Source organism: Streptomyces sp. NBC_01237 (assembly GCF_035917275.1).
Lineage (GTDB): Bacteria > Actinomycetota > Actinomycetes > Streptomycetales > Streptomycetaceae > Streptomyces.
In genome coordinates this window covers 1,589,504-1,601,525 of the sequence record NZ_CP108509.1, presented here as the reverse complement: position 1 = coordinate 1,601,525, position 12,022 = coordinate 1,589,504, and the positions used below count along the sequence as shown (strand labels likewise).

Annotated in this window: 11 protein-coding genes and 3 pseudogenes; 12 read left to right on the top strand and 2 right to left on the bottom strand. The window is 64.2% G+C overall.

Annotated elements, in window-relative coordinates; genetic code table 11:
* Positions 1-1,921 (top strand): polymorphic toxin-type HINT domain-containing protein (locus tag OG251_RS43220; RefSeq protein ID WP_326682740.1); only part of this gene is annotated, 1,921 nt, incomplete at its 5' end.
* Between the two features lie 328 nt (positions 1,922-2,249).
* Here OG251_RS43220 and OG251_RS45145 read toward each other — a convergent pair.
* A protein-coding gene (locus tag OG251_RS45145; protein WP_442818471.1) for an IS630 family transposase occupies positions 2,250-3,307 on the bottom strand; the annotation gives its coding sequence in 2 pieces (ribosomal slippage) (positions 2,250-2,867 and positions 2,870-3,307; 1,056 coding nt in all).
* A gap of 585 nt (positions 3,308-3,892) precedes the next feature.
* Between OG251_RS45145 and OG251_RS43205 the strand changes: the two genes are divergently transcribed.
* The 6 genes from OG251_RS43205 (at position 3,893) to OG251_RS43180 (ending at position 7,747) form a co-directional block, all read left to right on the top strand.
* Positions 3,893-4,267 (top strand): hypothetical protein, encoded by a 375-nt coding sequence (locus tag OG251_RS43205; RefSeq protein WP_326682738.1) that lies wholly within the window; start codon positions 3,893-3,895, stop codon positions 4,265-4,267.
* 265 nt (positions 4,268-4,532) lie between these two features.
* Positions 4,533-4,736, top strand: a complete 204-nt coding sequence (locus OG251_RS43200; RefSeq protein WP_326682737.1) for a hypothetical protein — start codon at positions 4,533-4,535, stop codon at positions 4,734-4,736.
* Positions 4,737-5,289: 553 nt separating this feature from the next.
* Entirely contained in the window at positions 5,290-6,537 is a 1,248-nt protein-coding gene (locus tag OG251_RS43195; RefSeq protein WP_326682736.1) for a helix-turn-helix domain-containing protein, read from the top strand.
* Between the two features lie 155 nt (positions 6,538-6,692).
* Positions 6,693-7,028: a hypothetical protein gene (locus OG251_RS43190; protein ID WP_326682811.1), complete on the top strand. Its 336-nt coding sequence runs from the start codon at positions 6,693-6,695 to the stop codon at positions 7,026-7,028.
* A 254-nt stretch (positions 7,029-7,282) separates the two neighbouring features.
* Positions 7,283-7,477 (top strand): hypothetical protein, encoded by a 195-nt coding sequence (locus tag OG251_RS43185; RefSeq protein WP_326682735.1) that lies wholly within the window; start codon positions 7,283-7,285, stop codon positions 7,475-7,477.
* Between the two features lie 3 nt (positions 7,478-7,480).
* On the top strand, positions 7,481-7,747 hold the full coding sequence (locus OG251_RS43180) for a hypothetical protein (RefSeq protein WP_326682734.1): 267 nt from the start codon (positions 7,481-7,483) through the stop codon (positions 7,745-7,747).
* 176 nt (positions 7,748-7,923) lie between these two features.
* On the opposite strand, the pseudogene OG251_RS43175 reads toward OG251_RS43180, so the two are convergent.
* Positions 7,924-8,097 (bottom strand): annotated as a pseudogene (locus tag OG251_RS43175) (tyrosine-type recombinase/integrase); the annotation flags it as partial.
* On the opposite strand from OG251_RS43175, the pseudogene OG251_RS45140 reads away from it, so the two are divergent.
* From OG251_RS45140 to OG251_RS43145, 5 genes and pseudogenes are all read left to right on the top strand, one after another.
* A pseudogene (locus tag OG251_RS45140) lies at positions 8,097-8,445 on the top strand (transposase); the annotation flags it as partial. The pseudogenes OG251_RS43175 and OG251_RS45140 overlap by 1 nt on opposite strands.
* Positions 8,446-8,667: 222 nt before the next feature.
* Positions 8,668-9,267 carry a hypothetical protein gene (locus tag OG251_RS43160; RefSeq protein ID WP_326682733.1) on the top strand — a complete coding sequence of 200 codons (600 nt, stop codon included), beginning with the start codon at positions 8,668-8,670 and terminating at the stop codon, positions 9,265-9,267.
* 40 nt (positions 9,268-9,307) lie between these two features.
* On the top strand, positions 9,308-10,075 hold the full coding sequence (locus OG251_RS43155) for a transposase (protein WP_326682810.1): 768 nt from the start codon (positions 9,308-9,310) through the stop codon (positions 10,073-10,075).
* A gap of 146 nt (positions 10,076-10,221) precedes the next feature.
* Entirely contained in the window at positions 10,222-10,638 is a 417-nt protein-coding gene (locus OG251_RS43150; RefSeq protein WP_326682732.1) for a DUF5958 family protein, read from the top strand.
* A gap of 93 nt (positions 10,639-10,731) precedes the next feature.
* Positions 10,732-11,996, top strand: a pseudogene (locus OG251_RS43145) (IS701 family transposase).
* Positions 11,997-12,022: the final 26 nt, after the last annotated feature.

Here is a 12,022-nt window from a genome sequence, read left to right as displayed (position 1 = left end):
ACGAACCACGACGGACTCCACCGGAACCAGCACCGAGTCGTACGTGTACGATCCGGCCGGCAACACAACCACCCGCCCAGAACAGGAGCTGACCTGGGACGCCGAGAACCACCTCGCCACGGTCACCGAGAACGGCAAAACCACCAGCTATCTGTATGACACCTCCGGCAATCGGCTGATCAGCCGCACACCCACCGAAACCACGCTTCACCTGGGGCACACCGAGGTCACCCTTGCCACAGGGGCCGACCAGGCCAAAGCCACTCGCTACGTCAGCCTCGGCGGCGGTCACACGGCCATACGCAGCGACGACGGCTCCTTCGCCTTCACCATCGCCGATCACCATGGCACCGGCGAACTCGCCATCCAGGCAAACAACCTCTCCATCACGCAACGCCGCACCCTCCCCTTCGGTGAAATACGTGGCCAGACGCCAACCAACTGGCCGGGCACCAAGGGCTTCGTCGGCGGCACCGACGACACCAAAACAACTGGCTTGACTCACCTCGGCGCCCGCGAATACGACCCGGACACAGGCCGGTTCATATCCGTGGACCCGATCCTCGACCTGTCCGACCCCCAGCAGATGCACGGCTACACCTACGCCAACAACAATCCCGCCACACTCTCCGACCCGAGCGGTCTACGTCCCGACGGTGCCTGTGGCGGAGCCCACCAGTGCTCCGCGGATACCGGTAGCTACACAAAGACCGATGACGGCTGGGAATACAAGGATAAAGCTACTGGCAGCAGTGGCGGGAGCGGGTCAGCGAATCCCACAGGCGATAATTCCGGCTCCGCGAACGGCTCTGACGAACGGCCGGTGGTTGGCGGTGAGCCGATTCCTACCAAAGCCGAGCTCTACTACAGCGGGTATTCTTACGGCAAGCCTGCTTCGTACAGCGAACTGATTGTGAAATGGGCTCAGAATAAGTGCTCGTCCGATAGCGGTACTGATTTCTGCAAGGCAGCTCATGATCTCGGGTGGATTAGCCCAACCGAGGACTTTCTCGAGCTCATCGGTGTCCGAGACGCAATGCGTTGCGTCGGAGGGAGCGCCAGTTCTTGCGTCTGGACGGTCGCAGGGCTCATTCCGGTTGGAAAAATCGCCAAGATCGCCAAGATCGCCAAAATGGCGAAGCGCGGCAAGTGCAACAGCTTCCTGCCCGACACCAGCGTTCTCATGGCTGACGGGACACGCAAAGCGATTGCCGATGTTGAAGTCGGCGACAAGGTTCTGGCCACGGACCCAGAAACCGGCGAAACCATAGCGAAGACCGTAACGGCAGAGATCCTTGGGCAGGGCCCCAAGACCCTCGTAAGAGTCACCTTTGACCCCAATGGAAACTCCGAAGCAGCGTCAATCACAGCCACAGCCGGCCATCCCTTCTGGGTGGCGGAGCTCAGGCAATGGGTCGATGCCGAAGATCTTCGTGCAGGTCAGCACCTTCGTACGAGTGCCGGAAAGCTTGAGCGCGTAGCCGACGTAAAGAACTGGGCCCAGGTAGCCAAGGTCTACAACCTGACGGTCGCAGACCTGCACACGTACTATGTCCTCGCAGGCAGCACACCAGTACTCGTGCACAACAGCTCGGGTAACGCATCTATCGATGACTTTAGAGGCGGATCCTACTTTCATACGGTGCTGAACACAGCCCAGGGGAACATAGACGTCGGAGCCTTCGTCGAAATCGATGGAAATAAGCTCGTACTAGATAATGTGGCTATCTATGGAGCGGACGGCGATCTTCCCCGAGGCTCTGTCGGTGCAAGTGATTTCTTGGCTCTTAAGAGAAATATCATAGAAGCGGCTGCAGCCCAGGGATTTGGGAAGCTTGAGGTCAATTGGCTTCGCACAAGCTCAGGTCCGGAGAATGGTAAGTCGGGAAAATGGAATATCGACCTTCCTAAGGGATGCTAGCGAAAGCTCACCAAACGATGGGAAGAGTATCTGCATGGATAGATACCTAAGTGCGCTGAGCTCAGCGCGCGGGGACTTTGAAGACGGTGCTGGCCGTGAAGCCATCCTGATCAAGTTGAAGGAGGCGGGCCTATCGCAAGTCGAGTGCATTCGCGCTGTTGTGGATCTCGGATTGAGCAGTCGATCAGATGCCAAGCATCTCGTGCATTTCAGTCGGGCTTGGTCGTCCACCAGAATGCAGAGCGAGCGCTTGCATAACAGTCTCGAAGACCTAATGGATGAAAATCCATAAGCTACTGAGGTTGAACTCGGGATGTCGTGCTGCTGGTCAGGTGGGTCTGATGGTCAGGCCGGTCTCGGTGAGGCAGCCGTCTATGAGGTGGCTGCGGTACTGGATGTGCCGCAGGCCGCGCCGGACGGTCTGGACGAGGTGTTCTGGGGTGCTGAAAGCGACGTTGGAGAGCCATCCGCGCCGTAGGAGGGACCAGATGCCTTCGACGGGGTTGAGGTCGGGTGCGTAGGGCGGCAGGTAGTAGATGGTCAGCCAGTCGCGGGTTTCGGCGAACTCCCGTAGACCTGCGGCTTTGTGGACGTTGAGGTTGTCCCAGATGAGCACGAGGGGGCCGTCGAGCTGCTGTTGGGCTGCGATCAGCAGGTCCCGGTAGTCGCGCCAGGAGAAGCTCTTGCGCCCGTCACGGTTGCCGTCGTCCCGTCGCGGCCGGTAGATCAGCCTCGATCGGTGGCCGGGTTTGTAGCAGGTCAGCGCGGCGATGGAGAGCCGGCGGCGGGAACGGCCGCGGACCCGGACCACCGGGGTGCGGCCGCGTGGCGACCATGTCTTCGCGTGCGGCGGCGTCATGGAGAAGCCGGCTTCGTCCTCGAAGACCAGCCAGGCCCCACGGGCCGCCGCTAGCCTTCCGCGCGGGGCCACACCTCCTTGGCCCACCCCGCGACCGCGTCATCATCCCGCTCCATCGCTCTGCGGGCCGGAACCTGGCCGTTGCGCACCAAAAGCTTCCGCACACCCTGGATCGTGTACGTCAGATGGAAGCGCCGGCCGATCACCGTCTTGACCCGGGCCAGCGTCCAGCGCTGGTCCTCCCAGCCGTGCGCGGTCGGCCCCTTGGCCAGCTCCGCCTCCAACTGAGCGAACTGCTGATCACTCAGCCTCGGCAGTGACGCCGGCCCTTGCGACCGCAGGGATCGCGGGCCGCCCTCGGCCCACGCGTGCCGCCACCGCTGTACCGAACGGACACTGACCCGCAGATCTCTGGCGATCGCGGTACTGCCCTCGCCCCGGGCGAACCGCTCGGCCGCCTGCAGCCGTAACTCCTCGCGGAACTGCTGCCGTTCGGCGGTCAGCCCGCCCCCTTGTGGATACCGCATACCTTCGGTGATACCGCAGCCAACGGCCAGCCGTCACCCCCAACGACACCACGCGTTCAATCTCAGTATGTGCTCGCAGGAACGACTTCGGTCCTCGTGCACAACATTGGTGGAAAGAAGGGCGGGTACGGAGATTCCTGCAAGCTCTTCTATCCCGGAGAGTACACTGGCGGAACAATTCCAGCACGCAGTCAGGGCCGCTCATGGACAGACGCCGAAATCGCCCAGAATAACGTGAATGGAAATGCGTATGGGTGTCATACATGCGGGACAAGGGCGTCTGGATACCCATCAGGAACTTGGGTGAAAGACCATCAGCCAGTCTCGACATTCGTAGACCCAAGCGTTGAGCAGCACCTACTCCCTCAGTGCCTGGCATGCAGCGGTGAACAGGGGAGGAAAGCAGCTCAAATGAAGCGCGATAAGATAAATCCATACACGGACTTCTAGGTTCGGAGGGACCCGTGCGCCGCCTGTGCTGCCTGTCAATGATCCGACAGGCAGCACGGGCCGCATCGCGTCCACACGAATGCAGTTGGAGAAATACTCCTCACGGTCTCATTTTTGGAAAATAAGGGAGTGGAGATGGAAGAATTTCTGGCAAACGTGCCATGGGGAATTCTGAAGATCGAAGCGGTGGGCGGTGACGGAGATATCCCCGACCAAGATCCGTGCCATCGACCAGTCTCGGCCAACGAAGCCTGTGTGACCGTTTCAGTTCTACACGGCGATTTTGGGGAAGTGAGGGTGCGAATCGGTAGGGGCGTAATCATTGAGAAGGAGTCGATCAAATTCTCCGGAGTTATTGCATGCCCGACCCGAGTGCTCGAGATTTCAGACGTCGTTGGCGACACATCCTACCTGCGAATGCCAGTAAGTTCCGACAGAGTGGAGCTTGTTGTCGGACTTGACAAGTCGGAGATGGCAGAGGCGGTGACCGTCAGAGTAAAGGAAATGTGAATTAACAAGAGCGGTTCAAAGTCGCCAACTCCACCGCCCAGAACGCCTATCGAAGCCTCAAGCAAGCGGGGCTGGTGTACGCGGTCAAGGGGCGCGGTGTTTTCGTCCGCCAGGAACCGGAGCCGGGCAAGCACCACGGGACGATCACGAACTACCTGCTGCGCGATGAGATCGCCCGCGAGGCGCGTGCTGCCGCCACCGAGTTCGCCGACCTCAGCGACGAGGGCTGCTGGCGCGGGAAGCGGAGCTGGACCTGCGATGGAACGTGGTCCGGGAGGAGCATCAGCGGCTTTACAGCGAGCGCCGGAAGGTCAAGCGGGAGAAGAGCCAACGCGGCCTGTTCCTGCCACCCCAGCATGACGACGATGCCGAGCCGGACATGTCGCCGAGCGAGAAGCTGAAGACCGCGCTGGCCGAATCGAAAGAAGCGCCGGCAGCAGCGACCCTGACCATCGGGCGGGCAGCTTGACCAGTGGGTGAGCTGTTCAGAGTTTCTTTACTTGATCAAGGCGGCCCGCTGACGCGGCCCGCGCGCGCTCCGGCCCCTCGGGGCCGCCGCCCGCTCCTGTCTCCGCCCCGCTTGCCGGCTGCCCCGCTGGTCCGGGCGCGCAACAGCCTTCAGCGTGGATGGTTCTGGGGCTCTGCCCCAGGCCCCGGCCCTCTCTCCGAGGGTGGAGGAGGCCGACCTACGGGTGCGGCTCCGTCGTGGTGATGGGTGGTCGGGTCGCGGGAGGGGCCCCTCGTCGCCCGGTCACCGGAGGCGTACCAGGAACCCCCGGGGGCCGCCAAGGCCAAGCGCAAGCGTCAGCGGGTGAGCCTTGGCGGCCCCCGGGGGACCCTGGTACGGCGAAGCTGCCCGACCGACGAGGGACCCCTCCCACTCGGGCCCCGATCTTGCCGGGGCCCCGCCTACCTGTTCGGCACCAAGTCGGTGGTGGGTCACCGCCTCCGGCGGGTATCTGCCAAATAGCCCTCGGTTGACTCGTCGGACCGGCGTACCGTGGCGCTGGAGGTGGTCAGCTATGACTACGGAACTGGCGGACAACGTCCGTAAGTACCGGCGTCGGGCCGGTATGAGCCAGGAAGAACTGGCCCACGCCGCAGGCATCTCGCCGGGGACGGTGCGTAAGGTCGAGCAGGGCGGCACGGTCCGTATGGAAACCCTTCACGCTCTCGCCCGCGCGCTGAGCGTAACCACGGCAACGCTTCTGGCGCCGGACGCTCCGGAGCCCGTGGGTCGTTCGGAGGACCCGAACCGCGTCAACCTGATCCAGCTCCGCGCGGCCCTAACACCACCAGTGGGACTCACCGACTCGGACGGGGAGAGCGCGGACGAGGAGCCGAACCTGCGCCGGTTCCGGCGTACCGTCCACGACGGGGCGGTGCTCTACCACTCCGACAGCTACAAGAGCGTCGCATCCCAACTGCCTGCACTCTTGCGGGACGCGAACAGCACGGTTGCGCACTTCGACAATGGTGAGGAGCACGGCCAGGCACTCCTGGCTCGTGCCGAGGCGTTGCAGTTGGCGGGGCGGTACCTGACGCAGGTGCGGCAGTACGATCTTGCCTACACCGCCCTGGCCGGCGCGATCACCGACGCACGCCAGGCCGGGGACACACTCACTGGGGCATCCGGCGTCATTGGGATGTGCTGGCTGCTCCTGCGCCAGGGCCGTCTGGACGAAGCCGAACAGCTTGCCTCTCAGACTGCCGACCTGATCGAACCGAGACTGTCCCGCGCGACGCCAGACGAATGCGCGGCATGGGGGTGGCTGGCACTGCGCGCCGCGGCTGCAGCAGGGCGCAACAACCGGCCCCAGGAAGCCCACCATTACCACCGTGTCGCGAACACGGCCGCATCTGCTGTGGGACGGGAGTACACCGGCTCGTTCTTCCGGCACTGGACTACCTTCGGGCCGCTGACCGTAGGCATGAAGGGCGTGGAAGACGACATGGTCGTGGGAGACGCCCGCGCCGTCGTCCGCAAATCCGGCGAGGACGCCATGTCGCCCAAGGCGTGGAAGAGCGCCGGGCGGCCGAGCGGCGAGAACTGGAACCGCCACCGCCTGGACGTGGCCCGCGCCCACGCCCGGACCAACGACCTGTCCGCGGCGATGGACGAGCTGACCGGAGTTCGCCAGGCATCCCCGGAGTGGCTGAGGCATCAGCGGATGGCCGCCGAGACCATGCAGGAGATCCTGAAGAAGCGCAAGCGAACCCTCACTGCCGAGATGCGCGACATGGCCTCCTACCTGGCCGTCGTCGGATAGGTGCCACGCAGCGCGATATTTCTGACACCCTCCGTCGCCAACTGGCATGCCTCGTGCGTGGAGTGACGGACCGTCGCCCACTACGGTCGCCGTGTTCCATTCGGCGACCCAGGTGGGGGTGCACGGTGAGCACATCCAGGACCGACGCGGACCGCATGCGCCGCAGAGAGCTGCACGACGCAGCAGCAGGCGTCACCGGACCTCGCTTACTTCCGTGGACGGCTCAGGACGGGAACCCCTGCTACCTCAGCACCGACGGCAGGGGCTACCTCTCCTCCCTCGCCGACAGCATCGAAGAGGTGCAACTCGACATGGGCGAGGAACTCCTGGAGTACGCCCGCAAGGTCGTCGCCCCCGGAGCCAAGATGCTCTCGGCCGTCGAATACCGGTGGCTCGCCTGCCGGCTGACCGAAGCCCTGACGGACGCACTCCGGGTCGCCGAATCGCGCGGCGACCGCATCCCCGCCCCACCCGAGGCCCCCCGCTCCTGACGGCAGTAGCGACGGCAACAACCACGGATTCAGGCGCACAACCACGGACTGCGGCGGACGCCAAAACCCCTCCCCACCTGCATAAAGGCAGCTAGAGGAGGGGCTGCGAGCACACGTATTATGTACTCGCCGGTACCACCCCGGTCCTCGTTCACAATTCCGGTGGAATGGACGGGTGTTCCGACCCTGCCTATCAAGGTGTTCTGCATATTGGTGAAGAAGTCGCCAAGGGGAATGTGAGTCACCGTCTGGGAATGGTTGACGACGAGCTCGCAGATTATCTTGACATGTATGCAAATAGTGGCACGGGGAAGGCGATTAAGGGTGGAGGAATGGGATGGTATGATTCAAGCCGTGGAGTCATGATTATTCAGCGCGGCGCATACTCGATGACAGCCTTCAAGACGTCGGCCGAAAACTTCCTGTCCCGACTCGACCCGAACGGGTGATGTATGCAGCTCAAGCGCGATAAAAACAGCTTCATGCTCACCTTGACAGAGGTTGAGCTTGGTCGACTCCTCGCCTGTGTAATCGAATCAGCAGAAGCATTGTCCCGTAGCGAATTCTTCATCCGCACTGGATGGGCTCGCAATGATGTGCGATCCGCAATCTCCTCCTTCGACAGAGTGTCGAAGGGGGAACTCGGCGAGATTTCGATCGATATTCCAGAACCGCAAGAAGAGATTGAAAATCTGAGGCGCCCTAGGGATCGGCGATAGGTCGTCGCCTTCGCTCGCGGATTTTTTGTTCATACCAATGAATGAACACAGAGGCCACGCCGGAATGCGCTCCGGTGGGGCCTCTGGGGGTCTGACGGCAGTAATTGACGGCAGCGTCAGCGACGGGCGCTGCACAAAGTGGCGGTTCGTCGCTGTCGTCGGGCCGCAGGGTCGCGCAGGGCGTTGCCAAGGGTATCGATGGCTTGGCGCTGGAGGTGAAGTCGGACATGAGCGTAGATGCTGGCGGTGACGCCGATGTGGGCGTGGCCGAAGAGTTCCTTGATCACGACAAGGTCGCCACCCTGTTCCAGGAGCGGGGTGGCGGTCGAGTGCCGGAGGTCGTGAAAGCGTTGTGAGGGAAGTCGAGGGCCGGGATGCCGAGCCTACCGCCTACATCCTTGACGCCCAGAGCATCAAGACCTCCGCAACCGTGCCCGCGTCAGGCCAGGGCATCGACGCGGGCAAGAAGATCGCAGGCCGCAAGCGCCACATCGGCGTCGACACACTCGGCCTCCTCCTGGCCGTGCTGGTCACGGCCAGCTGGCGTCTCCGACAACGTCGGCATCCACGTGCTCTCGAACATCGCCACGGACCACCCCCGCGTCACCAAAGCCTGGGCCGACACCGGCTACCACACCAAGGTCATCGAGCACGGCGCCCGCCTCGGCATCGACGTCGAAGTCACCCGCCGAGACCCTGCCTAAGGGCTGTCCCGTAATGATCAAGGAAGAGTGCGGCTCGGCCCTCTGGTAGTTGACATCTGGGGCTCCGGGAGCGGTTGAATGCCGTGGTGACGGACTGGACGCAGATGGTGGACGCCCACGGGGAGACTGAGCGAGTGCTGGTGCTTCTCGATTTGGTCGAGCGCGAGGAAGCTCCCGAGGCATGGGAGGAGCTTTGGGATCGCCTATGCCTGCACGGTGAGACTGTCTCGCCGGCGAGCTTTGCCGCTCTGCCCCGGCTGGCGGACCTGGCCCCCGCAACTGCGCAGGCTCTTGAACTGGCGGGCGCCATCGCGCGCGGCACTTTGCAGCATCCTGACGGGGAAGCCCTGCTCGCGGGCCGTCCAGAGGTGCTCAGCCGACTGCGCGACCTGGCGGGGACTGCGGAGCCGCCCTGCCGAGTACCACAGGGTTTTCGGTGATCTGCTCGCGCTCGCGGGGCAGTACCACTGGAGTGCCGCCCTGGAGAACTTCGCCGACGACTTCTACATGGTGTCCTGTCCGCACTGCGTGGCGGAGGTGACCATCGCGATCGGGGACTACGGCTTCTACTCGGCCATCCGCGACTGGGATCGCGGCGACGTCGAGCGGCGGGAGCTGCTGCCGGCCCAAGTCGAGGGGGTTCCCGACCCCGGCCGCTGGATGCACGCCACTGCGGTCTGCGACGGGCAACAGCGCATCGCGGAGGGCATCAGGCACCTCTTCGGCCGTGCTGAGTGCCCGACTTGCGCCAGTGCGTTCAGCGTCGCGGACGCCTACACGAGCGCGAACCTTCCCCCAGCGCTGGAAACTGCCTGAGCTGGGGAAAGGCGTGATCTTCACCTGCCATGATCTTGGTATGGCTGGTGTGATCATGGCTTCGGAGCCTTCGTGGATCGTCCCGTTCACCGGGCTGAGACCGCAGCTCTTCCGCAAGCTGATCACCGTCCTTCGCCGTGAGGGCGCGGACGAGGTCCGCCGGGGGCGCCCGTGGTCACTGTCGCTTGAGGATCGGGTCCTGCTTGTGGCGGTCTACTGGCGAACCAACCTGACGCTGCGGCAGATCGCGCCCCTGTTCGGCATCTCGAAGTCTGCGGCCGACCGGATAGTCACCAGCACGGCACCTTTGCTCGCGCTCAAGCAACGGCAGCGGTTCCGCAAGGGCACCGTGCTCATCGTGGACGGCACTCTCGTGCCCACCCGCGACCACACGATCGCGGAGCAGTCGAAGAACTATCGATACTCCACGAACCACCAGGTCGTCATCGACGCAGACAGCCACCAGGTCGTTCTCGTGGGTCGTCCGATGCCTGGCAACCGCAACGACTGCAAGGCCTGGTCCGAGTCCGGCGCAAAAGCCGCCGTCGGCAGGACTACAACGATTGCCGACGGCGGCTATCCGGGAACCGGGCTGATCATTCCCCACCGCCGTCCTGCTGGCGGGGACCTGTGCGACTGGAAGCGTGAGCACAACCGCTCCCACAAGCAGGTCCGAGCCCGCGTTGAGCACGTCTTCGCGCGCATGAAGACCTGGAAGATCCTGCGCGACTGCCGTCTCAAGGGCGACGGAGTCCACCACGCCATGCTCGGCATCGCCCGCCTGCACAACCTCCTCCGGGCCGAGTAACAGGCTCAGTCCCGTCTCTGCGAAGCAGCCGACCGTGCTCCAGAGATCAATTGCGGGACAAGCCTTAGTACTCCAGTCATACTTCGCGATCTGGTTCGATGGCCTTCGGGGGCTATGGGCCTCAGCCGGATCGCGGAGGTTGGCGGATGGACGAGCGCACGGTCATGTTGAACGAGCTCGCGCAGGGCCTGCGCCCAATCGGGCAGGGTGTCGAGTGGTTCGAAGCCCTGCCCGGTCAGGAGCAGTTCGAGGTCCTTCGGGATCTGGGTGGACATTGCATCCAGGCGCGGGCGACGGTGGAGGACGGGCCCGAGAGCGTGCGGATCGCCGGTATCCGGCCAACCCACACGCCGGCGGTGCTGATCACGCGCGGGCAGTTGGCCGGGCAGCTGACAAAGATCATCAATCTGCCGCAGGACGAGCGCGTGAAGGCGTTTCGGCTGCTGGTCGCGCTGCTGGGGGTGGCGGACAAGCGCCGCCGCGAGCGGTTCTGCGCAGACGGATGCACCCATGCCTGGCACCAGTTGGCGGCAGGGGCCGATACGGAAGCGGCCACCGCGTGATCATCAGAGGTTGTGTGGACTTCTGAAGATGGTGCGATGGCCGCGGGCCATAGCGTAGACCCTGCCCGCTGGCGGGCGATGTTCGACCAGGCGATGGCCCGCATCGCGGGCCGGTTCCGCCGAGTGGAACCGAGGGCGACGGCAAGGGCGTTCGTCCTCGGACTGCTGTCCGGTGTCGAACGGAAGAACTGCTGGCAGCTGGCCGAGCAGGCAGGCCATGACCGCCCCGGTGCGATGCAGAGGTTGCTTCGAAGCGCACGCTGGGATGCCGACGAGGTGCGCGACGAGGTCCGGTCCTACGTGCTGGACCACCTCGGCGGTGATGGCGTGCTGATCGTGGACGAGACGGGGTTCCTGAAGAAGGGCCTGCGTTCGGCGGGCGTGCAGCGGCAGTACACCGGCACTGCCGGTCGGATCGAGAATGCCCGGGTCGGCGTCTTCCTCGCCTACGCATCGCCGCGAGGACGGGCACTGATCGACCGTCGGCTCTACCTCCCCGAGCACACCTGGTGCCGTGATCCCGATCGCCGGTCGGGCTCCGGGCCCCCGAGCAGGTGGAGTTCGCCACCAAGCCCCGCCTGGCACTGCAGATGATCGAAGCGGCCCTGGATGCCGGGTACTCCTCCTCGTGGGTGACCGGCGACGAGGTCTACGGCCAGGACCCACAGCTTCGCTCCGTCCTGGAGGCACGCGGGATCGGCTACGTCCTGGCGGTCGCCTGCACCACCAAGGTACGGATCAACGAGAACCGCACAGTGCGCCAGGCCGACACCCTGGCCGCCTCACTGCCCCAGGACGTCTGGCACCGGCAGAGCGCCGGCGCCGGAGCGAAGGGCCCGCGCCACTACGACTGGGCATGGGTGCAGACCGGAGCCGACAAGAACCGGTGCCTGCTGATCCGCCGCAACCCCGTAACCGACGAACTCGCCTTCTACCTGTGCTGGTCACCAGGCGAGGTTGCCCTGTCCGCGCTGGTGCGCGTCGCCGGGACCAGGTGGTGCATAGAAGAGTGCTTCCAAGCCGCAAAAGGCCAGGTCGGCCTGGATTACTACCAGGTCCGCCACTGGACCTCCTGGCACCGCCACATCACCCTGGCGATGCTCGCGCTTGCCTTCCTCGCCGCTGTCGCCGTCAGCTCGGCGCCAGACCGGAGCACCGACCCGAACCGTCCGGTCCGCAGCAGCGATCCGATCGACCTGACCATCCCGGAGATCCGTCACCTCATCGGCAGGCTCTTCAGACCATCGGCCACGCCTCCGCACCGCCTTTTGGTCTGGTCAATCTGGCGCAGACTCCACCAGGCACAAGCCAGACGCGCCCACTACCGGCGACGACTCACCAGCCACTCGGACACCTAGATCACGAAGTCGCCCTGGAGTACTAG